The 22,985-nt window shown below is 68.9% G+C and carries 19 protein-coding genes and 1 pseudogene; 11 read left to right on the forward strand and 9 right to left on the reverse strand.

The genetic code is table 11. The features are described 5' to 3' along the window. Positions 1-172, reverse strand: a pseudogene (locus tag BST38_RS29165) (IS5/IS1182 family transposase); the annotation flags it as partial. Positions 173-280: 108 nt separating this feature from the next. On the opposite strand from BST38_RS29165, the gene BST38_RS27810 reads away from it, so the two are divergent. The 6 genes from BST38_RS27810 (at position 281) to BST38_RS27835 (ending at position 6,736) form a co-directional block, all read left to right on the forward strand. Continuing rightward, positions 281-1,162: a DMT family transporter gene (locus tag BST38_RS27810; protein WP_083146764.1), complete on the forward strand. Its 882-nt coding sequence runs from the start codon at positions 281-283 to the stop codon at positions 1,160-1,162. A gap of 13 nt (positions 1,163-1,175) precedes the next feature. Next, on the forward strand, positions 1,176-1,865 hold the full coding sequence (locus tag BST38_RS27815) for a class III extradiol ring-cleavage dioxygenase family protein (protein ID WP_083146778.1): 690 nt from the start codon (positions 1,176-1,178) through the stop codon (positions 1,863-1,865). Beyond that, positions 1,862-2,788, forward strand: coding sequence for a tRNA (adenosine(37)-N6)-dimethylallyltransferase MiaA (miaA, locus tag BST38_RS27820; protein WP_083146765.1), 927 nt, complete (start codon positions 1,862-1,864; stop codon positions 2,786-2,788). Before BST38_RS27815 ends, miaA begins: the two co-directional genes overlap by 4 nt. Before the next feature lie 4 nt (positions 2,789-2,792). Beyond that, positions 2,793-3,662 (forward strand): diaminopimelate epimerase, encoded by an 870-nt coding sequence (gene dapF / locus BST38_RS27825; protein WP_083146766.1) that lies wholly within the window; start codon positions 2,793-2,795, stop codon positions 3,660-3,662. A 75-nt stretch (positions 3,663-3,737) separates the two neighbouring features. Next, the gene (hflX, locus tag BST38_RS27830) at positions 3,738-5,150 is read left to right on the forward strand and encodes a GTPase HflX (RefSeq protein ID WP_207569371.1); all 1,413 of its coding nucleotides are present in this window, start codon (positions 3,738-3,740) and stop codon (positions 5,148-5,150) included. A gap of 239 nt (positions 5,151-5,389) precedes the next feature. Then, the gene (locus BST38_RS27835; protein ID WP_083146779.1) at positions 5,390-6,736 is read left to right on the forward strand and encodes a DEAD/DEAH box helicase; all 1,347 of its coding nucleotides are present in this window, start codon (positions 5,390-5,392) and stop codon (positions 6,734-6,736) included. Here the strand turns inward: BST38_RS27835 and BST38_RS27840 are convergent. After that, positions 6,709-8,997 (reverse strand): molybdopterin guanine dinucleotide-containing S/N-oxide reductase, encoded by a 2,289-nt coding sequence (locus BST38_RS27840; protein WP_083146768.1) that lies wholly within the window; start codon positions 8,995-8,997, stop codon positions 6,709-6,711. The two genes, BST38_RS27835 and BST38_RS27840, sit on opposite strands and share 28 nt — an antisense overlap. 176 nt (positions 8,998-9,173) lie before the next feature. Here BST38_RS27840 and BST38_RS27845 point away from each other — a divergent pair, with 176 nt between their 5' ends. Then, positions 9,174-11,381 (forward strand): LGFP repeat-containing protein, encoded by a 2,208-nt coding sequence (locus BST38_RS27845; RefSeq protein WP_083146769.1) that lies wholly within the window; start codon positions 9,174-9,176, stop codon positions 11,379-11,381. 9 nt (positions 11,382-11,390) lie between these two features. Here the strand turns inward: BST38_RS27845 and lexA are convergent, their stop codons facing one another. Further along, positions 11,391-12,089: a transcriptional repressor LexA gene (gene lexA, locus BST38_RS27850; RefSeq protein WP_083146770.1), complete on the reverse strand. Its 699-nt coding sequence runs from the start codon at positions 12,087-12,089 to the stop codon at positions 11,391-11,393. A gap of 209 nt (positions 12,090-12,298) precedes the next feature. On the opposite strand from lexA, the gene BST38_RS27855 reads away from it, so the two are divergent. Both BST38_RS27855 and nrdR read left to right on the forward strand, forming a co-directional pair. Beyond that, positions 12,299-12,766: a LysM peptidoglycan-binding domain-containing protein gene (locus tag BST38_RS27855; RefSeq protein WP_083146780.1), complete on the forward strand. Its 468-nt coding sequence runs from the start codon at positions 12,299-12,301 to the stop codon at positions 12,764-12,766. A gap of 164 nt (positions 12,767-12,930) precedes the next feature. Beyond that, positions 12,931-13,395 (forward strand): transcriptional regulator NrdR, encoded by a 465-nt coding sequence (gene nrdR / locus BST38_RS27860; RefSeq protein WP_083146771.1) that lies wholly within the window; start codon positions 12,931-12,933, stop codon positions 13,393-13,395. Positions 13,396-13,400: 5 nt separating this feature from the next. Here the strand turns inward: nrdR and BST38_RS27865 are convergent, their stop codons facing one another. The 3 genes from BST38_RS27865 to BST38_RS27875 all read right to left on the reverse strand — a co-directional run bounded on the left by BST38_RS27865 (position 13,401) and on the right by BST38_RS27875 (position 16,210). Beyond that, positions 13,401-14,090 (reverse strand): PhzF family protein, encoded by a 690-nt coding sequence (locus BST38_RS27865; RefSeq protein WP_083146772.1) that lies wholly within the window; start codon positions 14,088-14,090, stop codon positions 13,401-13,403. Positions 14,091-14,125: 35 nt separating this feature from the next. Continuing rightward, positions 14,126-15,148 (reverse strand): alpha/beta fold hydrolase, encoded by a 1,023-nt coding sequence (locus tag BST38_RS27870; protein WP_083146773.1) that lies wholly within the window; start codon positions 15,146-15,148, stop codon positions 14,126-14,128. Positions 15,149-15,217: 69 nt separating this feature from the next. Continuing rightward, on the reverse strand, positions 15,218-16,210 hold the full coding sequence (locus BST38_RS27875; RefSeq protein ID WP_083146774.1) for a proteasome assembly chaperone family protein: 993 nt from the start codon (positions 16,208-16,210) through the stop codon (positions 15,218-15,220). 210 nt (positions 16,211-16,420) lie between these two features. On the opposite strand from BST38_RS27875, the gene BST38_RS27880 reads away from it, so the two are divergent. Together BST38_RS27880 and BST38_RS27885 are read left to right on the forward strand one after the other, a co-directional pair. Then, positions 16,421-17,203 (forward strand): trypsin-like serine peptidase, encoded by a 783-nt coding sequence (locus BST38_RS27880; protein WP_083146775.1) that lies wholly within the window; start codon positions 16,421-16,423, stop codon positions 17,201-17,203. Positions 17,204-17,325: 122 nt separating this feature from the next. Then, positions 17,326-18,384, forward strand: coding sequence for a DUF4192 domain-containing protein (locus BST38_RS27885; RefSeq protein ID WP_083146776.1), 1,059 nt, complete (start codon positions 17,326-17,328; stop codon positions 18,382-18,384). A gap of 94 nt (positions 18,385-18,478) precedes the next feature. Here BST38_RS27885 and BST38_RS27890 read toward each other — a convergent pair whose 3' ends face one another. The 3 genes from BST38_RS27890 to BST38_RS29510 form a co-directional block, all read right to left on the reverse strand. After that, a complete protein-coding gene (locus BST38_RS27890) occupies positions 18,479-20,149 on the reverse strand; it encodes a glycosyltransferase family protein (protein WP_237160948.1) in 1,671 nt (556 codons plus the stop codon). Then, entirely contained in the window at positions 20,146-21,594 is a 1,449-nt protein-coding gene (locus BST38_RS27895; RefSeq protein WP_237160949.1) for a glycosyltransferase, read from the reverse strand. Before BST38_RS27895 ends, BST38_RS27890 begins: the two co-directional genes overlap by 4 nt. Further along, positions 21,591-22,985 (reverse strand): hypothetical protein (locus BST38_RS29510; RefSeq protein WP_165761672.1); only part of this gene is annotated, 1,395 nt, incomplete at its 5' end. The genes BST38_RS27895 and BST38_RS29510, both read right to left, overlap by 4 nt.

Below are 22,985 nucleotides of genomic sequence, written 5' to 3' on the forward strand. Positions count from 1 at the left end.
GCACGCTCGGGCGTCCCCGCCGCGACGGAAACAGATCGGCGAACATCTCCTCGGGAAACAACTCACCCCGATGCACGGCCAGGAACGCAAACACGCTCTCGGACTTCAGAAGATGCCCGGCCACCGATTCGGCATCCAACAACTCACGCTGATCATCAGAGCGACCCTGCACCCACCAATCATCCCCAAAACCCCAGGACAACCCCGCCCGGCACGCCGGATTAATTCAGCAGACTCCTAGGCTCTGTCCGGAATTCCCACCGCAGGACGGAGACCACCGATGGCGCAGGCGGACATCGCCGCACTGCTGGCCCTGCTGGCCGCATTGTTCATCGCCGTCGGCGACGTGATCCACCAGCGCACGGCGCACGAGGTGACCGACGAACCGGTCGGTCACCTCGCGCTGTTCCTGCGCCTGCTCAAGGACCGCACATGGTGGCTGGGCAGCGGGATCGCCGCGGGCGGATTCGTCTTCCAGGCGGCGGCGCTGGGGTTCGGTTCGGTGCTGCTGGTCCAGGCACTGCTGGTGACGTCCCTGCTGTTCGCGCTGCCGATCCACGCGCGGCTCGAACACCGACGCGTGACCCGGTGGGAATGGGTGTGGGCGGTGCTGCTGGCCTCGTCGGTCGCTGTGATCGTCACCGTCGGCAACCCCACCGAGGGGTCCTCGCGGGCCTCACTGGAGACCTGGGCCGGGGTCGCGTGCGTGCTCGGCCCGATCCTGGCGCTGTGCCTGTGGGGTGCGCGCCGGTGGTCGGGCCCCGCCGCCGCGGTGTCGATGGGCATCGTCTCGGGCGCGCTGTGGGGCGTGTTCGCAGTGCTGACCAAGGGCGTGGTGCACCGGCTCGACGTGACCAGTCTCGCCGGCGTACTGGAGCTGGCCCGCACCCCGGAGGTGTACGCGTGGGTGATCGTCGCGGTGCTGGGCACCTCCACCCAGCAGGCCGCGTTCCGGGCCGGTGCGCTGACCGCGTCGCTGCCGACGATGACCGTGGTCGAACCGATGGTCGGCTGCATCCTCGGCGTCGTCGTGCTGGGGGAGACGCTCAATCCGGGGGAGACCGGTTGGGTCACCCTGGTCGTCGCGGTGATCGTGATGGTGGTGGCCACCGCGGCCCTGGCCCGCGGCGAGGCGAGCAGCCACGACCCGACGACCGTGTGATTAGTTGGTGACCGTGCTGAGCGCCATTGCGATCGTTCCGTCGGCACCACTGCTCGTCCCGGAACTGGCCTCGTCGGCGGCCGGTGAGACCGAGGATGCGCGGTCCGCCGCGATCGCCGCGGCCGCCGGGCTGCCGTCTCGGTGGATCGCCGTCGGTGTCGCGCAGGACGACGGCGTCTACGGTCCGGCGGCGGCCGGAACGTTCGGCGGCTACGGCGTCGACGTCCGGGTCGCGCTGTCCCCGCAGGCCGCGGGCGCGGACCCGATCGCGCTGCCGCTGTGCGCGCTGATCGCCGGCTGGCTGCGCGGGCAGGCACGCCCGGATGCGACGGTCGAGGTGCACACCTTGCGTGGCGACCTGCCGTCGGCCGCCGCGGTCGACCACGGCAAGGCGCTGCGTGAGCGGCTGGACGCCGACGCCGACGCGGTCGGTGTGCTGATCGTCGCCGACGGGGCCAACACGCTGACCCCGGCCGCGCCCGGGGGCTACGACGAACGCTCCCCGGCCGTCCAGGCCGCGCTCGACGACGCGCTGGCCGCCGGCGACCCGGCGGCGCTGACCCAGCTGCCCGACAGTGTCCTCGGGCGGCCCGCCTACCAGGTGCTGGCCGGGCTCACCGGATCGCGGCCGCAGGGGGCCGAGGAGCTCTACCGCGGTGCCCCGTACGGCGTCGGCTACTTCGTCGGCGTCTGGACGCCATGACCGCGGTGCGTCCGCTGGCGATCGTCGGTCCGACCGGCACCGGCAAGTCGGATCTGGCGCTGGCGGTGGCCGATGCGCTTGCCGGTGATCTGGCGGTCGAGGTGGTCAACGCCGACGCGATGCAGCTCTACCGCGGTATGGACATCGGCACCGCGAAGCTCGCGGTGCACGAACGACACGGCGTGCCGCATCACCAGCTCGACGTTCTCGAGGTCACCGAGACCGCGACCGTGGCCCGCTACCAGCAGGCCGCCGCCGCCGACGTCGAGGCCATCGCCGCGCGCGGCGCGCTGCCGGTCGTGGTCGGCGGTTCCATGCTCTATGTGCAGTCGCTGCTGGATCAGTGGTCCTTTCCGGCCACCGACCCGGCGGTGCGGGCACGCTGGGAAGAGCGCCTCGCCGAGGTCGGGGTCGCCGCGCTGCATCGTGAGCTCGCGGCGGTCGACCCGGCCGCCGCGGCGTCGATCCTGCCGACCGACGGCCGCCGCATCGTGCGCGCGCTGGAGGTCGTGGAGCTCACGGGCCGGCCGTTCGCCGCGTCGGCGCCCACCATCGGGGCGCCGCGCTGGGGCACTGCGATCATCGGACTGGACTGGGACACCGCGGTTCTCGACGAACGACTGCAGCGCCGCACCGACCTGATGTTCGAGCGCGGCCTCGTCGAGGAGGTGCAGACGCTGATCGGGTGCGGGCTGCGCGACGGCGTCACCGCGGCGCGCGCGCTCGGCTACGCGCAGGTACTGGCCGACCTGGACGCCGGTGGCGACGGCAGCGCCGCCCGCGAACCCACCTTCATCGGAACCCGCCGCTACGTGCGCAGGCAGCGGTCCTGGTTCCGCCGCGATCACCGCATCCACTGGCTCGACGGCGGGTCGGCCCGCAAGGTCGACGACGTCCTGCGCATCTGGCGCGCCGTATCCTGACCAGGTGGAGTTCGCCAAAGGGCACGGCACGCAGAACGACTTCGTGGTGCTGCCCGATCTGTCCGCAGCGCTGACGCTGACCCCCGGTGCGGTCGCCGCGCTGTGCGACCGCAGGCGCGGGCTCGGCGCCGACGGGCTGCTGCGGGTCACCACCGCGGGCGCCGCGCTGGCCGAGGGCGTGTTCGAGCGGCTGCCCGACGGCGTCGCCGCCGACGACTGGTTCATGGACTACCGCAACGCCGACGGCTCGGTCGCCGAGATGTGCGGCAACGGGGTGCGGGTGTTCGCGCACTACCTGCGCGCCAGCGGTCTGGAGCAGCGCAGCGAGTTCGTCGTCGGCTCCCTGGCCGGTCCGCGGCCGGTCGTGCTGCACTCGGCCGACGACATCACGGCCGAGGTCACCGTCGAGATGGGCAAGGCGAACCAGCACGGCGCCGGCGCTGCGACCGTCGGCGGCCGGACGTTCACCGGGCTCGCGGTCGACGTCGGAAACCCGCACCTGGCGTGCGTCGACGCCACCATGACCGCCGGCGAGCTGACCGCGCTCGACGTCGCGGCGCCGGTGAGCTTCGATGCCGCGCAGTTCCCGGACGGGGTCAACGTGGAGGTGCTCACCGCCCCTCGCGACGGCGCGGTCTCGATGCGGGTGCACGAGCGCGGTGTCGGCGAGACCAGGTCCTGCGGCACCGGCACGGTGGCCGCCGCCGTCGCGGCGCTGGCGCACGAGGGCGTGCAGACCGGCACGCTGCAGGTGCGCATCCCCGGCGGTGAGGTCACCGTCACGATCACCGACGCCAACAGCTATCTGCGCGGCCCGTCGGTGCTGGTGGCCCACGGTGAACTCGCCGACCGGTGGTGGGCGGCGCAGACGTGACGGGAATGGTCGTGATGGCCGCCGCGTTAATCGGGGTGCATGAGAAGTGATGTTCGTGCGAATCTTGATTCGCCTATGACCCATCCCGAAATCCCCGACAACATTCCCAGCGTCGGCGAGCTGGCGCTGGAAGACCGTACCGCGCTGCGCCGCGTCGCCGGGCTGTCCACCGAACTCGACGACGTCTCCGAGGTCGAATACCGCCAGCTGCGCCTCGAGCGCGTGGTGCTGGTCGGCGTCTGGACCGACGGTACCGCCGCCGACGCCGACGAAAGCCTCGCAGAACTGGCCGCCCTGGCCGAGACCGCCGGCTCCGAGGTGCTCGAAGGGCTGATCCAGCGCCGCGACAAACCCGACCCGTCGACCTACATCGGTTCCGGCAAGGCCGTGGAACTGCGCGAGATCGTGCTCGCCACCGGCGCCGACACCGTGATCTGCGACGGTGAACTGAGCCCCGCCCAGCTCAACGCGCTGGAGAAGGTCGTCAAGGTCAAGGTCATCGACCGCACCGCACTGATCCTCGACATCTTCGCCCAGCACGCCACCAGCCGCGAGGGCAAGGCGCAGGTGTCGCTCGCCCAGATGGAGTACATGCTGCCGAGGCTGCGCGGCTGGGGTGAGTCGATGTCGCGTCAGGCAGGCGGCCGCGCCGGTGGTGCGGGCGGCGGCGTGGGTACCCGCGGACCCGGTGAGACGAAGATCGAAACCGACCGGCGCCGGATCCGTGAGCGGATGTCGAAGCTGCGCCGCGAGATTCGTGACATGAAGCAGGTCCGCGACACCCAGCGCAGCCGCAGGCTCGCCAGTGACGTGCCGTCCGTCGCGATCGTCGGTTACACCAACGCCGGCAAGTCCAGTCTGCTCAACGCGCTCACCGGCGCCGGTGTACTGGTGGAGAACGCATTGTTCGCCACCCTCGAACCCACCACGCGCCGTGGCGAACTCGCCGACGGGCGGGAGTTCGTGCTCACCGACACCGTCGGATTCGTGCGGCATCTGCCCACTCAGCTCGTCGAGGCGTTCCGCTCGACACTGGAAGAGGTCGTCGACGCCGAACTGCTGCTGCACGTCGTCGACGGCGCCGACGCCAACCCGCTCGCCCAGATCAACGCGGTACGCACCGTGCTGCGCGAGGTGGCCACCGATTCCGATGCGCCGTTGCCGCCGGAGTTGTTGGTGGTCAACAAGATCGACGCCGCCGACGATCTCGCGGTGGCCCAGCTGCGGCGGGCGTTGCCGGATGCGGTGTTCGTCTCGGCGCACACCGGCGAGGGTCTCGACCGGTTGCAGGCCCGGTTGGCCGAGATGATCGCCCCGCGCGACGCGGTGATCGACGTCACTATCCCGTACAGCAGAGGCGATCTGGTGAACCGTGTGCACGCCGAGGGCCGGGTCGACGCGGTCGAGCACCTGGAGGCGGGCACCCGGATCAAAGCGCGGGTGCCGATCGCGCTGGCGGCCGGTCTGGCCGAGTTCGCGACATTCTGAACAGGGTGAATGCGACGTTCGGACCCCGGTCCGGTAGAGTCGGATGCGATGTCGGCCGTGGACGGCCAACGTAGGTCCCGCATTCAGACCCGCCGACACACCCAACAGCTCTTGTGTGGCGCCATCGCCACCAATGTGTGCGCACTTCCGCTGGACGGACTTCCGTCGCGGCTGCCGGGCACACGCTGCCCGACAAGACCGTGAAAAGACAGGAATCCATCATCTCCACCGAAACCGCCATGCAGGCACCCACGAACACGAAGACCTTCGCCGACCTCGGCGTGCCCGCACCGTTGGTGCGCGCACTGACCGCGCAGGGCATCGCCGCACCGTTCCCGATCCAAGAGGCCACGCTGCCCGACTCGCTGTCCGGGCGTGACGTGCTCGGCCGCGGAAAGACCGGCAGCGGAAAGACTCTCGCGTTCTCCCTCCCGCTGGTGGCCACCCTGTCCGGGGGCCGCCGGCAGGCATCACGGCCCACCGGCCTGGTGCTCGCGCCGACCCGCGAGCTGGCCACCCAGATCACCGCGACGCTGGAACCCCTTGCGGCAGCGGCAGGTCTGCGTGTCACCACCATCTACGGCGGTGTCTCCCAGGGCCGGCAGGTCTCCGCGCTGCGCGCCGGCGTCGACATCGTCGTCGCGTGCCCGGGCCGCCTCGAAGATCTGATGCAGCAGAAGGTGATCAGCCTCGACAACGTCACGGTCACCGTGCTCGACGAGGCCGACCACATGGCCGATCTCGGCTTCCTGCCCGGCGTCACCCGCATCCTGGCCGCGACGCCGAACGGCGGCCAGCGGCTGCTGTTCTCGGCCACCCTGGACAACGGGGTGGACAAGCTGGTGCGGCGATTCCTGAACAACCCGGTGCTGCACTCGGTCAACGAGGCCGCCGAGGCGCCCGCGCAGATGACCCACCATGTGTTCCACGTCGGTGGCGTCCAGGAGAAGAAGGATCTCGTGCACCGGCTCGCATCGGGCACCGGGCGCCGGATCCTGTTCATGCGCACCAAACATCAGGCACGCAAGCTCGCCAAGCAGCTCACCGAGGCCGGTGTGCCGTCGGTGGATCTGCACGGCAACCTGTCCCAGCCGGCCCGTGAGCGCAACCTCGCGGCGTTCTCCAGCGGCGAGGCCCGGGTGCTGGTCGCCACCGACATCGCCGCACGCGGCGTGCATGTCGACAACGTCGAGCTGGTCGTGCACGTCGACCCGCCGATGGAACACAAGGCCTACCTGCACCGGTCCGGCCGGACCGCCCGCGCCGGCAGCGACGGCGACGTCGTCACCGTCGTGCTGCCCGAACAGCGCCGGGACACCCAGGCCCTGCTCCGTAAGGCCGGGATCTCGGTTCGTCCTCGCGACGTCCGCTCCGACTCCCCGGAAGTGGTCGCGCTCGTCGGCGAGATCGCGCCGCTGCGCGCCCCGGCCCCGACGGTCGCGCCCGCGGCCAAGCCGGCCGCGAAGCGTCCCGACCACCACCGCGCTCCTCGTGGCGGACACCAGGACCGCACGTCGCGTGGTCCCCGGCGCCGTCGGCCGCGCCAGGGTGCGCAGGCTCAGCGCGGCGCCAGCACCGGAGGCTGATGCGCCCGCACCGCGGGCGGTTCCGCGGTGTACTTCTCGACCTGCACCAGCACATGGGCGCCGGTGCAGCCGTGGGCCAGTGACGACGTCCCGACGTCGTCGGTGAGCACGTTCGGATTGCCGTGCACGCACATCGAATCCAGGTCCGCGGGATCGGCGGGATCGAACCACGCCCCGGTGGACAACTGCACCACGCGGCGGCGCACGCCGTCGTCGAGGACCACGCCCGCCAGGCAGGCGCCGCGGTCGTTGTACACCCGGACCACATCGCCCGCGGTCACGCCGCGCTCGTGCGCGTCGTGTGGGTTCATCCGGATCGGCTCGCGCCCAGCGACTTTCGAGCTCTGGCTGGCGGCCCCGCCGTCGAGTTGGCTGTGCAGCCGGTTCGCCGGCTGGTTGGCCACCAGGTGCAGCGGATAGTCCGCCGCGCGCCGGCCGCCCAGCCACTCGGTGGGCTCGAACCACCTCGGATGGCCCCTGCAGTCGTCGTATCCGAAGCCGTCGATCTCGGCAGAGAAGATCTCGATCTTGCCGCTCGGTGTGGCGAGCCGATGTGCCGCCGGGTCGGCGCGGAAGTCGGCCAGCAGCGTCAGCCCGTCGTCGGTGGGCAGTCGAACCTGTCCCGCCGCCCAGAACTCGTCGAACGTCGGCACCTCGAAATCGAGTGTGGCCATCCACTTCTCGTAGATGTGGCGTAACCACTGCCAGGACGTACGGCCCTCGGTGAAGACATCCTCGACCCCGAGGTGGCGGGCCAGTGCGGTGAAGGTGTCGTAGTCGTCGCGCGCCTGCGCATACGGTTCGGTCAACCGCGGCATCGCCATCAGCAGCGGGTCGTTGCGTGATCCGGACAAATCGTCGCGCTCGGCGAACGTCGTCGACGGCACAACGATGTCGGCGTGCTTGGCCATCGCCGTCCAGTACGGGTCGTGCACCACCACGGTGTCGGGACGGCACAGCGCCCGTCGCAGCCGGGGCAGGTTCTGGTGGTGGTGGAATGGGTTACCGCCGGCCCAGTACACCAACCGGATGTCCGGGTAGGTGAGCCGAAGGCCGTTGTAGTCGAACGGTTCCCCCGGATGCAGCAGCATGTCGCTGACCGCCGCGACCGGGATGAACGTCGACACCGGGTTGATGCCCTGCGGCAGCCGGGGGAGTGCGCACCGGATCGGGGCCAGCCCCGCTTCGTTCATCGAGCCGTAGCCGTGCCCGAACCCGCCACCGGGCAAGCCGATCTGCCCGAGCATCGCGGCCAACGTCATCGCCATCCATGGCGCCTGTTCGCCGTGGCGGGTCCGCTGCAGCGACCAACTCACCGTCACCAGGGTCCGGCCCGCGGCCATCCTCCGCGCCAGCGCCGTCAGCTCCTCGGCGGTGAGCCCGCACAACGACGCGGCCCACTGCGGGGATTTCGGTGTGCCGTCGTCCAGGCCGAGGAGATAGCGCTCGAAGCGGTCGTATCCGGTGCAGTACGTGGCCAGGAACCGCCGGTCGGCCAGATCCTCGGTGGCCAGGACGTGGGCCAGCGCCAACATGATCGCCACATCGGTGCCCGGCACCGGGGCGTACCAGTCGCACGGGCCTTCGACGTCGTCGCGCAACGGTGAGAACGACACGATGCGACCGCCCCGGTCCCGAAACCTGTTCAGCGCGTGGCGGGCTGGGTGGGCCGTGGTGCCGCCGTCGTTGACCGCGGTGTTCTTCAGCGCCAGGCCGCCGAAACACACCAGCAGATCGGTGTTTTCGACGATCACGTCCCACTGGGTGGACCGCTTGAACAGATCGTCGTGGGTGCCGACGACGCGCGGCATGATCACCCCGGTGGCGCCGAGGCTGTACGAGTGTCGCGAATAGGTGTAGCCGCCAATGCAGTTCAAAAACCGGTGCACCTGGCTCTGGGCGTGGTGGAGCCGGCCGGCGCTCGACCACCCGTAGGAGCCGCCGTAGATCGCCTCGTTGCCATGGTCGTGGGCGACGCGGCGCAGTTCGTCGCCCAGCAGCGAGACCAGTTCGTCCCACGTCACCGCGACGAATTCGTCCGCGCCGCGCCGCGTGGTGGGGCCGGGACCGTCGTCGAGCCAACCGCGGCGCACCGCGGGGGTGGTGATTCGCGACCGGTGCCGGACAGAACCGGGCAGGTTCGCCAGTGCCGGTGACGGATCGGCGTCGCCGGCCCAGGGTCGAACGGAGGCGATGTCGCCTGCGCGGACTGTCGCGGTGAACGCGCCCCAGTGCGTCAGGCTGGTCTGCGAGGGCGCCACGCGGTCGAGTCTACGGACGGTGTCCGGGCACTTTCTTTTGTGATCAGTTCGGCGAGGTGACTTGGTTATCGACGTCAACTGACGCAAAGTGAACGGACGCGGTAGCTTTTCTCAGCCTTTTGCAAGAAAACTTGCACGAGGAACGAAGGACCTGTCACCGACCGCGGGGAGGATGAATGATCCGGCAGCCCAAGCTGCGCCTACGTGTGGTCGGTCGGTTGACCGTCGGGTTGTTGGGGGTGGCCACGGCGCTGCTGCTGGCACCCGCCGCGGTGGCCCAACCCGAGGTCGACGCCAACAACTCCATCACCGCCGCCTGGGAGGCCAGCGGCGGGGACACCGGACCACTCGGTCCCCGAAACGGTGACGTGTACCCGGCCGGCGAGGGCTTCGCGCAGAACTTCGCCGGCGGCAAGATGTTCTTCACCCCCGCCACCGGCGCTCACTTCATGCAGGGCGCGATCCTGGACAAGTACGAATCGCTGGGCGGGCCGGCCGACGGTGATCTGGGCTTCCCGAAGATCGACGAGGGCCCCGGCCGCGCGCCCGACAGCCGCAACAGCACGTTCTCGGCGCCGGACAACCCGGTGATCTTCTGGACCCCGGCGACCGGGGCCAGGGTGGTCCGCGGTGCCATCAACGCGGCATGGGACAAGCTGGGCGGCTCCGCGGGCGCGCTCGGGGTGCCCGCCGAGGACGAGACGTACAACGGCGCCGTCGTGACCCAGAAGTTCACCAACGGCGAGATCTCCTACGACTCGCGCGCCAAGACATTCACCACGGTGCCGCCGGAGCTCGCCGGCCAGTTGGGGGACCTGACGATCCCCGACGATCCGATCGCCGCGATCAACGCCGCACGCCGCGCCGCGGGCGGGCCGCTGGGCCCGCTGGGCGCCGCCGAGGGCGAGCCGTACGAGATCGGCGACGACGGCATGGGCCAGGACTTCGCCAACGGAGCCATCTTCTACAGCCCGGACACGGGCGCCAACGTGGTGACCGGTCAGGTGCTCGCGAAGTACGAGAGCGTCGGCGGTCCCGAGGGCGATCTCGGCTTCCCGGTCACCGGGGAGGAGGACGGCGGACTCGCGCCATCGAGCCGCAAGAGCGAGTTCGCCGCACCCGACAAGCCGGTGATCTTCTGGACCCCGGACCACGGTGCGTTCATCGTGCGCGGACCGATGAACGCGGCATGGGAGAAGCTCGGCGGCGCTACCGGCGAACTCGGCGCCCCGGTCGCCGATCAGGACGAGAGCGGCAACGTGATCTCGCAGCGCTTCAGCGGCGGCGTCATCTCCTGGGACACCTCCAGCAGGAAGTTCAGCACCGAACCCGCCGCGCTGGCCTCACAGCTCAGCGATCTGGAGGTGTCCGGCGCCGAGACGCCCGCCGCGGCCCTGCCGTCGCCGCAGGCCTCGGAGAACTCCGAGAACGCGGGCAGCAAATGGAAGCGGTGGTGGCTGCTGGCGATCGTGCCGCTGGTGCTGTTGGCCGGCCTGGTCGGGCTCGCGCTGTCGCACAAGCGGTCTCGCCCCGGCGACGACGACACGTCCGGCGGTCCGGGGCGCGACGACGAGCCAGCCCCCGCGGGCGACACCGCACGTGGCGGCGGCGACGGTTCCGAGGATGCGTTGTTCGGCGACCGGTACGCCCGTGAGGGTCTGGGATCGTTGAGCGCCGCCTCGTCGTCGTCGGCGTCCTTGCCTGCCGAGGACTTCACGCCCGAGCCGTTGAGCTTCTGGGGTACGCCGGCGCGCAGCGAGGCCGAGTCGGCCGACGGTGACGGCCTCGAGCAGGACGACATCGAGCAGGGCGGCGTCCAGCCGTACGAAGGCGCTGAGGATCCTGATGCCGATCCCGATGCGGTGGACACGGCGCCGACCCGCGTGCTGACGGCCCCCGACGTGCCCGGCGTGTCCGGCGATGGCGAGTTCAGCGATGCCGAGTTCAGCGATGGCGAGTTCTCGGGTGACGCCGAGTTCAGCGATGACGCGGTCTACGCCGAGGAGGTCTCCTACATCGACGTCGAAACGTTCGAGGACGCACCGTCAGAACAGGGCGCCCCGTTCGCCGACGCCGATGCCGATATCGGCACCGATATCGATGCAGATGCCGACCGAGAGCCGATCGTGGCACCGCGCAACGCGGTGACCGACACCGGTCGCCACGCGCGCATCGACATCGACGAACCGACGCCGCTGGGCACCGCGTTGCACATGCCGTTCGACGATCCGAACGAGGTGCCCGAGGGGTATCCCGTCAAGGCTGACACCAAGACCGGCCTGTTCTGGACCCCGGACAGCGCCGACTACGACGAGGCGCCGGTCGAATTGTGGTTCGCCACCGAGGAGATCGCGATCACGAACGGGTTCGTCCGGGGCGAGTGACGCCCGGTCTCAGATCTTGCGGATCACGGTGACGACCTTGCCCAGCACCTGGGCGTCGTTTCCGGGGATCGGGTCGAACGCCGGGTTGTGCGGCATCAGCCAGACCTGACCCTTGGTGCGCTTGAAGGTCTTCACGGTGGCTTCACCGTCGATCATCGCCGCGACGATGTCGCCGTTGTCAGCGACGCTCTGCTGGCGGACGACCACCCAGTCGCCGTCGCAGATCGCCGCGTCGACCATCGATTCGCCGACGACCTTGAGCAGGAACAGCGAACCCTCGCCGACCAGTTCGCGCGGCAGCGGGAACACGTCCTCGACTGCCTCTTCGGCCAGGATCGGGCCGCCGGCGGCGATCCGTCCCAGGACCGGGACGAACGTCGGCTCCGGCAGTGCGTCGGACCCGGCGACGTCGGTGGCCACGATCGGTGTCACCTGCTCGTCGGAGCCGCGCACGTCGACCGCACGCGGCCGGTTGGCGTCGCGCCGCAGGTAGCCCTTGCGTTCCAGGGTGCGCAGCTGGTGTGCGACCGATGAGGTCGATGTCAGGCCGACCGCGTCGCCGATCTCTCGGATGCTCGGCGGATAGCCGCGCTGGGTCACCGAGGCGCGGATCACGTCGAGGATGGTGCGCTGACGCTCCGTCAGGCCGGAATCACGGCCGCGGCCAGCGCCGGGGCCTTCGGTGCTGTCACTGCTGTCGTCGCTCATGTGCCCGAATGTAACCCGGTGGGAACGATTAATCAAACATGTGTTCGAGGCGTGTCGGGCCTCGGCGGGGCGCATGCGAACTCGACCCGGACTTGTCGGTGGCTGCCGCTAGCGTTCGCAACAGTTCGATCACATGTTCTATTCATCGAACACCTGATCGAGTAAAGTTCGAACACAAGAGCGAATGACCCGGAGTGAAAGGCAACGCCATGACCATTCTCGACGATCGCGAAATCTGGAACGAGTTCGAGCGCGCGCCGCTGCAGATCGCGGGCGGGCAGATCCGCCCGGCACGGGCATCGCGGCGTCCGGCCTCCCGACGCCCGGCCGGCGCGGCGGTGCGCCATCGCGGAACCGGGGTCCTGGTGTCTCGGGCCCCGCACCGGCGTCGCCCGATCACCCCGCTGACCACCGTCGCGCTGGCGCTGGTCGCCGGAGCGATCACGCTGTGGCTCGGGCTGATCGCGCAGGTCGGCGGAGCCGCGGCAGGGGAGACGGAGATGCCGGGCCGGCTCGCCGTCGTCCAGGTGCAGAGCGGTGAGTCGCTGCAGCACGTCGCGCGACGGGTGGCGCCCGATGCTCCGGTCGCCGAGGTCGTCTCGCGGATAAGGGAACTGAACCAGCTGGAGACGGCGGCGCTGGACGCTGGCCAGACGCTGATCGCACCCGTGGCCTGAGCTGCCCTCGGTCGAGGAACCAAAGAATCTGCTGCCCAACCACTTCGAGGATGTCGCCGATGAGGTACGCGTTATCGGGTCCGGCTGTCGGCCGCCCGCGGGCGACGCAGGTACGCTCGAAGACGTTCGAGACGGTTGTCTGTCGGCGTGGGGAAGGAGCGGTGATGCACTGTCCGTTCTGCCGTCACCCGGATTCCCGGGTCGTCGACTCCCGCGAAACCGATGAGGGGCAGGCCATCCGCCGGCGCCGGTCCTGCCCGGAGTGCGGTCGCAGGTTCACCACGGTGGAGACCGCGGTGCTCGCGGTGGTCAAGCGCAGCGGCGTGACCGAACCGTTCAGCCGCGAGAAGGTGATCCGCGGGGTGCGCCGCGCATGCCAGGGACGCCAGGTCGACGACGACGCGCTCAATCTGCTCGCCCAGCAGGTCGAGGATGCGGTGCGTGCCACCGGATCCCCGGAAGTGCCGGCCCATGAAGTGGGGCTGGCCATCCTCGGGCCGCTGCGCGATCTCGACGAGGTCGCCTACCTACGATTCGCTTCGGTGTACCGCTCATTCTCCTCGGCCGAGGACTTCGAGCGTGAGATCCAGGCGCTGCGCGCGCACCGCGAGGTATCCGCCCAGAACTGAGCGGGTCAGTCGATCTGCCGCACGCCGTCGTCGACGACGCGGCCCGCGACCTGCACCCAACCCTCCGGGGTCCAGGTCGTCTCGATGATCGAACCCTTTCCCTGCACGATGGTCAGGTCCTGACTGAGGTATTCGGTGATGCGTACCGCCGCCGCCCCGGTCGCCTCGTCCTCGCGGATTCCCAGGCTCGGTGCGAACATCCGGGACCGGATCGTGCCGGCCTCCTTGTCCAGCCAGGTCCACAGGTAATGCTCGGCCCCGTCGTCGTCATAGTCGTCGGGATCGGCGGCGGCGAGCTCGTCGACGGTGGCGACGTCGTGGATCGAGAACGCGGGTGCCCAGTCGGCGCGGGCGCTGACCGAGGTCACCTCGTCGCGGTAGGTGACCTGCACGATGCCGGCCGGCACCTGCAGCGTCTTGATCGGCATCCCGCGGTCCCTGAGCCACCACCCCGCCCCGACCGTCGGATGTCCGGCGAACGGAAGTTCCGTGGTCGGGGTGTGGATGTGCGCCTGGGCGCTGTGCATGCCCTCCCTGGGCAAGGTGATGAAGATGGTTTCGCTGTAGCCCAGGTCGGTGGCGATGCGTTGCCGGTCCCGCGGATCGACGGCGGCCGCGTCCACCACGCCCAGCGGGTTGCCGAATGTGCCGTCCTGGTCAGTGAATACGCGAAGCACCGTCACATCGATGGCCATGCGCCAGATGCTACGTGGCCGGACGTTCGTCCTGGTCAGGTTGCGCTGCGTTCGTCCGAACCCATCGCGTCCAGCACCGCGACGCGGGTGTCGACGTCGCCGGTGATCGTGTTCTCGCTGATGCCGGTGCGCAGCAGGTCACGCAGGAAGTCCTGGTCATAGGCGGCGGGCTCGGTGGAGTCGATGAATTTCTCGACGAGCTCGACGAAGCGGTCCGGGTCGTCGTGGAACGGGAAATGGCCCGAACCCTCGAAGATCTCCAGCTGGGATCCGGGCATCGCGGCGTGCGCCATCTCCGCGTGGCTCATCGGGATCACCGAATCGTGGCTGCCCCAGATCAATTGCACCGGCACCGACTGGGTGAGATAACACCGGTCCAGCATCGTCACCACCTGGCCGCGCCAGTCGACCACCGCGCGCAGCGTGCGGGCGAACGCCGACGACGCCGTCGGCTCGGGCAGGTCGGCGAGGATGCGCAGCATGTCCGGGATATCGCGGCTCACTCCCGACGAGCCCAGCACCGGCGCCCCGAGACGTCCGAGCAGTCGCAGCGCGGGCAGCACCATCGGCAGCCGCAACACCGCCAGCGCCTCACTGCCCAACGGCAACGACGCCACCCGCAGCGCGATGTTGACGTCCTTGGTGACGCCCCCGGCGCCGACCAGGATCAGCCGTTCCACGAGCTGCGGGAACTGGTAGGCGAACTGCATCGCGACCCCGCCGCCGAGGGAGTGCCCGACCACGGTCACGCTGTCGATGCCCAGCACGCTGAGCAGATCCCGCATGCCGTTCGCGTACGCGGCCACCGAATAGTCGGCACGAGGCTTGTCGGACTTGCCGTGGCCGAGAAGGTCTGGGGCGATCACGGTGAACCGTTGTGCCAGCTGCGTCTGCACGCTGCTCCACGTCGTCGAGTTGTCGCCGATGCCGTGGATCAGCAGGATCGCCGGGCCGGACCCGGCGATCCGGAACGCGCGCCGGTATCCGTGGATGGTGCGGTACTGCAGCGTCGGGGTGAGATCCCGCACCGGCTGCAGATTGGGTTTGCGTTCGCTCACCGCGCACGCCCCCGGCTACTCGTCATGTCCGTCAGCCTCGTGGTCGGGCCGGCGCTTCGCCGCAGGACGTCAGACGCCGTCGCGCGGGCTGTCGTCCCCGTCCTTGCGCTTCTTCTCGCCGGCCTGCTGGGCGAGGAATCGCTCGAATTCGGCACCGAGCTCCTCCCCGCTGGGCAGATCCTCGTCGCGCGCGAGCAGAGAGCGATTCTCCTGTGCGGCAACGTAGGCATCGTACTGTCGCTCCAACGCCTCCACCACTTGAGCGACCTCGGGACTGGCGCCGACCTGCTCGTTGATCTTGTCGAACACCGCAGCGGCTGCCGTGGTCAGGTCGGTGGTCGGGATTTCCAGCGAAGCGTTTCGGGCGACCTCGACGAGCAGTGTCTCGGCGGCGGTGGGATAGTCGGTCTGCGCCAGGTAGTGCGGCACGTGCACGGTGAAACCGACCACCTCGTAGCCGTGCTGCGCCATCCGGAACTCCAGCAGATTCGACGCGCTGCCGGGTACCTGGACCTCGCTGATCCACGGCTGGTGCTCGGCGATGAGCTCCTTGTCGTTCGAATGCGCGGTCAGCGTCATCGGCCTGGTGTGGGGCACCGCCATCGGGATCGACCCGAGACCGATGACCCGGCGCACCCCGAGGCGTTCGGCGAGCAGTCGCACCGCGGTGATGAAACGCTCCCACCGCAGGTCGGGCTCCAGTCCCGACAGCAGCAGGAACGGGGTGCCGACGGTGTCGCGCAGCGCGAACAGCTTCAGCTCGGGCTCGTCATAGTGGGTGAAGTGGTCGGTCTTGAACGTCATCAGCGGACGCCGTGACCGGTAGTCGAGCAGCTCGTCGATGGCGAACGACGCCACCAGTTCGGTGTCGAGGGTGTCCTTGAGGTGCTGGCTGGCCAGCCGGATGGCGTGGCCGGCGTCCGAGAAGCCCTCCAGGGCATGGATCAGGACCGGGCCGCGGCCGTCGGGGGCGGACAGCTGCGGGCCGGGGAACTCGAGCTCGTACATACCGGTCTGCTCCGGCTGGTACTGCTGACCGGGATCGTGAACCTCGTCTGCCATCTTTGTCTCCTCGCCTCGACGCGTCCCAGATCTGGTGCTCGACCGGGCCGCGAACCACAAGTGTCGCGCACGGCCCTGACGCGGCCACCGCTGGATGGCGTGTGGTGTCACCCGTGTGTTCGAACGCCCGTACGGAGATGTGAAATTCCGCAGTGGTTCGGCATTCCCCGCCGCAACCGTGCGGAAACAGGCCGCGGGCACGATGGATGTATGCGACGAGCCTTCCGCACCGTACGGCGGCTGATCGCCGGCGCCACGCTGCTGACGGTGCTTGCCGGTTGTGCCGGTCCGCAGACGCCACCGGTGGCACCGTCGCCTGCGCCGCCCACGGCGCAACCTGCCCGGCCCGATCCCCGCGTCGGGGCGCTGTTCATCGGCGACGACGTGCATGTGTGTACCGGCGCGGTGCTGGCGTCGTCGGCGGATGTGATCCTGACCGCCGCGCACTGCGTCGCTGAGGACGTGGACACCACGTTCGTCCCCGGTTACACCGAGGAGGCGGACGCCGACGATGCCGGCAGGTGGCGCGTCGACGCTGTGTACCTGGACCCGCGCTGGGTCACCGACCAGGATCCGGCGGCCGACTTCGCGGTCGTACGGGTCAGCCGCGGCGACGGAGAGCCGCTGGACACCGTCGTCGGCGGCGGGTTCCGGCTGGGTGCCGCGCCCGGGCCGGGACATGAGTTCACCGTGACGGGATACCCGGCCGGTGTCGGGGGCGGGCCCGTCGCCTGCGCGGCCGCGACAGCCGATGCGTACGAAGGATTCCCGGAGCTGCACTGCGACGGGGTGGTCGCGGGATTCTCGGGCGCACCGTGGGTCTCGGGATCCACGGTGTCGGGTCTGGTCGGCGGTCTCGACGGCGGAGGGTGCGTCGACGAGACGTCCTACTCGCCGCCGTTCGGCGAGGCGCTGGACCTGCTGCTGTCGAGGGCCGAGGCCGGCGGGCCCGGTGACACGCCGCCCGACTCGTTCGACGACGGCTGCGCCTGACTCGCCCGCAGAAGTGGCCGCGAGTACGCGTCGCCATCCCCAGATCCGCATTCATCCCCAGTTGCGTGGCACCGCGCAGCGGTCGGGGCGCCGACGTCGGCACCGGTTGCGAGGTTGGCGGTATGTCCTCACCACATCACCCCGGAAATCATCCCGACACCTCGCTCGACTGCCCCGGAGCGCTGATCGCGGCGCTGCCCGCCGTCCTCGGCTTCATACCGGTGGCCTCACTGGTCCTGGTCACCGCCGCCGACGGCGAGCTGGGCGCGGTCCTGCGCGGCGACCTGTCCGAACAGTCGCCGCAGCGGCTCCGTGAGCTCGCCGACCTGGCCGCGGCATCGGGGGCCGAGATCGCGATCGCGGTCGTCGTCGACGGCGAGGGGGCGGGCTGCCCGTCGTGCGTCGACGAGCACCGCGGCCTGACCCGGACGCTGAGCGTCGAATTGTCGCGCCGCGGCGTCGAACTGGCGGCGGCCCACGTCGTCTCCGAGGTGGCGGCCGGGGCGCGCTGGTACTGCGTGGACGGCTGCGGCCGGTCGGGCCTGGTCGACGACCCGACGGCATCGCCGACGGCGCTGGCCGCGGTGCTGGACGGTCGCCGGCTCTACGCCCGGCGCGAGGATCTGGTGGAGGTCGTCGCGACCAGAGACCCCGCGCGCACCGCGCTGCTGGAAACCGTCATCGGGTCCGCACGGCCGCCGGAACGGGTGCGACCGGACTCGGCGGCGCGCCGCGACATCGAACACGCGCTGGCCTGCGCCCGACGCAACGACGCGGGGGAGGCGTTGACCGACGCCGACCTCGGCAGGCTCGCCTGGGCGTTGACCGACACGCGGGTGCGCGACACCCTCTACGCGCTGGCGGTCGGTGACGGTGCGGGTCCGGCCGAGTCGCTGTGGGCGGAGCTCTCGCGCACCCTGCCGGAGCCGTGGCGCGTGGAAGCGCTGGTGTTGCTTGCCTTTTCGGCGTACGCGCGCGGCGACGGCCCGCTCGCGGGCATCTCGCTGGACGCGGCGCTGCGGGGAGCGCCGCACAGGATGGCCGCGATGCTCGACCAGGCGTTGCAGGCCGGGATGCGACCCGAGCAGATCCGGGAACTGGCGACCACCGGTTACCGGCTCGCCAAGCAATTGGGCGTGCAGCTGCCCGCCCGCCGGATGTTCGGGCGGCGGGCGGGTTAGCGAAGCTGGTCTTCGACCCCGTGTTCGTGCTCCGGCTTCCCCCGATCAGAGTTGCAGTCCATGACTCTCAGCGCAGGACCATCACGGTGAGAGATCATCGGTCGTTGACCCGGTAGAGCCGCCAGACCGGCTGATTGTCACCGTCGTTGTGGATCTCAGCCTCTAACGTCGCCACTTCGGCACCGTTTTCATACAGGGTCGGGTAGCGCTGGTTGAGCGCGTCGGCGATGCCGCGACCTTCGTGAGGAACCGTCAACAGATATCGCACACCATTGCCGACGGGGTCGTTGAGAATCTTCACGAAATCGGTGTCCGTAGGCACCACAAAGGTCTCGGGGTTACTCGATGCGGCGACCACGGCAAAGCCGTAGAGGGTGTCGGTCAGGATGGAACTGGGCGGCAAATTCATTTCGTCGATGCGGTCAGCAACCTTGCGTTCGGTCGAGAACGTTGCGGCGATACGACGTTGATCGGCACTGCGGTCGCTGGTGTCCAGCGTCAGGTCGAAGAGCAGAACCTCGAGTGCGTACTCCTGTGGTGCGTGTCGTGGCGACCGCATTGCCCACAACGTGGTCGGCAGACTCAGTGTGAGCGCGATCGCCACTGCGACGTGGGCCGCGCGTGGCCGGCGGGTCCGGGGAACTGGGGGCGCGGCCGGCGCGAAGCGCCCGGGCCGCTTCCACGAGATGACCTCTCCTTCTGGCACAGCCAGCATCGCCAGCGTCGCTGCGAACGGGACAGCGATGATGTAGAAGCGCAGAAATCCGAAGGTGGCACCGTCTGCGTAGGAGAAGGCCTGGAATCCCAGAATGGCGCCGTACATCGCGGTCGGAACAAGCAATACCGTCCAGGACGGGCGGCGCCAGCGCAGGCTCAGTGCGAATCCAGTGATGGGGAACAGGGTGGGAGCCAAGGCGGTGATGCACACCGCGGCGAACGCGAAACCAGATGCCAGGCCTTCGGTGGATCCGCCGCCGGTCTGGCGCAGGATTGCTGTGTTTCCGTACTGGGAGGTGAACTGCGCGAACGCTTCTCCGGTGATCAGCCAGCTGGCCGCTGCCCAGCCGATGAAGGCGAGAAACCCTGGCCCGCTGACGATGAGCAGCCGCAGCAAGGCGCGACGCACCCGTGGCGGTGACGGTGCGCGAAGGTAGGTCGTGATGGCAACGATGAACCCTGCCACGGCGATGCAGGCCACGGCGTCGTAGCGGGTCAGATACGCCATGGCCATCGCGATACCGCCAGCGGTGACCAGATGGTGCACATCGTCGTCGGTGATCCACAGGATCAGCCGTCGCACAGCCCACACGGTGAAGAACAGAAAAGGTGCCTCACTCATCCCGTTCGCGCCGTAGAACACGATCATCGGATTCAGTGCGAAGACCGCCGTCACGATCAGCACGAACATCCGGGGAAGTCCGCGGTCGAAGCCGATACTCGCAATCTGTACGACGGCGCCGGCCATGAACGGCGCGGAGATCAGCGTCCCGGCGAACGCCGATTCGGTGAGCGCTGGCCACCATGGGCTGAACCACACCACAGGCAACTGCAGCAGCGCTGTCAGCGGCGTGAAGATGAAGCCGATGGCGGCTACGTGCGGTTGTCGGCTGAACAGGACGGCTTGAGCGGCCGAGACGCGCGACAGTGAATCGCCGAGAATGTAGCCGTTCTGGACCTGCAGCCAGTAGCCGACGATGGTGTAGGTGATCAGGGCTACCGCGAACAGAACGAACTTAGCCTGCCGATGTGCGGACAGCGTCCTCACTTGGTATCCAGTCCGTGAAAAGTCTTCTCCCAGTACGAAGGCCGCCGGATCAGCTGGTACACGCCCTTGGTGGCGGCAATGCTCATCATGAGCCAGAACAGAGGCACTGTCAGGGCCGGCCCCAGCAGGTCAGGGCGGTCGTCCTCGCACAGCGTGATGAGATTCATGTAGAGAGTCGCGAAGTTGCCCAGCACCAGTGCACAGAGTGCTGGAAAGTAGATGAACCAGGGAAAGACGGCCCCGATGAGGGTCGGTTGGCCCAGGAACCACAGCACGGTGATGAGCCAGAAGATCAGGTTGAGTACCGTGACGATGGGTGTGCCGGCCATGACGAGGTTGAACCGGATGAGGCTGCGTAGTCCGATGGTGCGGTACAGCGCCAGTGGCTGACGCATGTGTACCAGCCAGGTCTGCAGGTATCCCTTGTACCAGCGCGAGCGTTGCCTCACCCAGTTGACCGGGTCGCTGTTTGCCTCTTCCATGGTGCGCGAGTCGATGATCGCAGTGCGGTACCCCGACGCGGCGATGCGCACACCCAGGTCAGCGTCCTCGGTGACATTGAACGGGTCCCAGGAGCCGATCTCGTCGAGTATGCTGCGGCGCAGGTGATTTGAGGTTCCACCGAGGGGGATGGGGCTGTTGCGCCGCATGAAACCGGGCAGCAGGAAGCCGAACCAGAGCGCGTACTCGGCGGTGAACCATCCGGTCAGCACGTTCTGCCTGCCGTTGTGATAGGCCAATTCGGCCTGCACGCAAGCTACGTCGTCGCTGAGCCGGTCAAAGGCGACGGCGACCCGGCGCAGTTGCAGCGATTCCGGTAGGTCCTCCGCGTCGTAGATGGTCACGATGTCGCCGGTTGCGTAGAACAGTCCGAAATTGCAGGCCTTCGGTTTGGTGCGGGGCTCTGCCGGCGGAACCAGCAGGATGGTGATGGCTTCGGACTCCGCGGTCGCCCGCGCGGCGGCAATGGTGGCCGCGTCGTCGGCCTCCAACAACAGCAACACCTGTAACTTGTCGGCGGGATACTCCAGGTTCTTCATCGCGGCGATGAGATTGGCGACCACCTCTGGTTCATCATAGGCGGGCACCAGGACGGTATACATGGGCAGTTGGTCGTCCGGTACTGCTCGGGCTTCCTCGTCGGAGACGATGATGGGCCGCGACGCCAGGCCGTCGCGAAATAGCAAGACCCGATCGACCATCGTGAAAACATAAGTGGCGGTGCATAATCCGACCAGTACCACCGAGGTGGCCATCGGTTTCCAGGCGGCGAAGATGACGAGCGCGAACAGGGTGGCCCACAGCGCCCACCGTTGCCAACCCAGCACCGGGACCGAGGCTGAGCGCATCGGGTCGTCATCGCGCAGACCGTTGATTGCCCGCGACAGCGCGTACTGCTCAAAAGCGACTGTGTCCGCAGGGTCGGGCACCGCTTCGGTACTCACTGGTGTGCACTCTCGGTCGGTAGCTGTGCGGCGACCAGGCCGTGGCCGAACTCGGCCAACATGTCGACATCCTTGAACGCCGGTGCGTCGTTCGTGACCGCGGCGTTGCCGCGCAGCAGAACGGTGACCAGGGTGTCGAGTGTCGGTAGCAGGGCGCCGGTGGGAGAAGGGAACGGCGCATCCGGTTCGTGATTGTCACTGGTGAAGACAGTGACCTGCTGCGCGAACTCGCGGTTGCCCCATGTGAAGTGCAGTGCATCCCAGGAGATCAGGATGTCATCGTCGATGACGTTGACCAGCACGGCGACCACGCCGCCGCCGAGGGGGACGCGGTCCTTATCGTTCAGCCTGATCTGATCGCTCAGCCTGATCTGCGCACCCCGGTACAGCACCCGCGGCGGGTATGTGGTGAAGGAGAACGGACGTGAGCTGCTGACGCTGTCGACGACGATGGCCCGCGGCCGGGACAGCTTGTCCCAGGCGGGGTTTCCGGTATTGGCGACGAACTTCTGTCGGACCAGCACCGCGCCCTCACCGTAGACCTTGCTCACCCAGGGATACCTTTGTGTGTCGGTGAGGTGCCACCCGGCCGGCGCGGCCAAGGGCTTCCCGAACGGGATGTCGTCGAGGCGGGCGTGGGGAACGGGTCCGTCCACCGGGACCGGTGCGACAGCCAGTGCTGCGGCCACGACCGCGACGACGGGCAGGCTCGACCACACCTGGTTGGCGGCCAGCGGTTCAACGGTGCGCTCGAGCATCTCAAAGGACCCGGCCCGTAAGGTTCGCAACAGCAGAGCACCAACCACCACGATGGTCGCCGTCAAAGCTGGGACGGCTTGGAAAGCGAACAGTGGAGCCGACGGCGCCCAGTGGGCCATGCCTGCAAGGAACAGTCCGCCGACGACGGCTGCCGCTATCGCCCCGAAGATCACTCGGCGCGTGGTGCGTCCGACGGCGATACCCGTGGCCACTGCGGCGATGCCGACAGTGACCAGGCCGGCCGCGGTACGAGTTCCGCCGAGCAGCACGACTGAAATGTGGTACGGCAGCACAAACATGGTCGCGCCGAGCAGCCACGCCCACCGGAAGCGGTAGATCGGACGCACGCCGAACAACACGACCGCCGAACTGAGCGCAAAGAACCACAGTGCCACGAGGTCCAGCCGCAGCAGGTGGAAGAACCAGGAGTAGCGCACAAGTAGAACCGCCTGGATCGAGTAGGCGAATACCAGGCCGACGATGCCCACGATGACATCGGTCTCCCGGTCGTGGATCGGCAGTTCGGTACGATCGCGCAACGCGGTCCCGGCGGCGGCCAGCGCACAGGCCGCCGGGACTGAAACGCCCTGGAAATCCTGGAGGCTCCTGACCTTGGAAACGAGGATGCAGGT

The organism is Mycolicibacterium parafortuitum (assembly GCF_002086815.1).
Lineage (GTDB): Bacteria > Actinomycetota > Actinomycetes > Mycobacteriales > Mycobacteriaceae > Mycobacterium > Mycobacterium parafortuitum.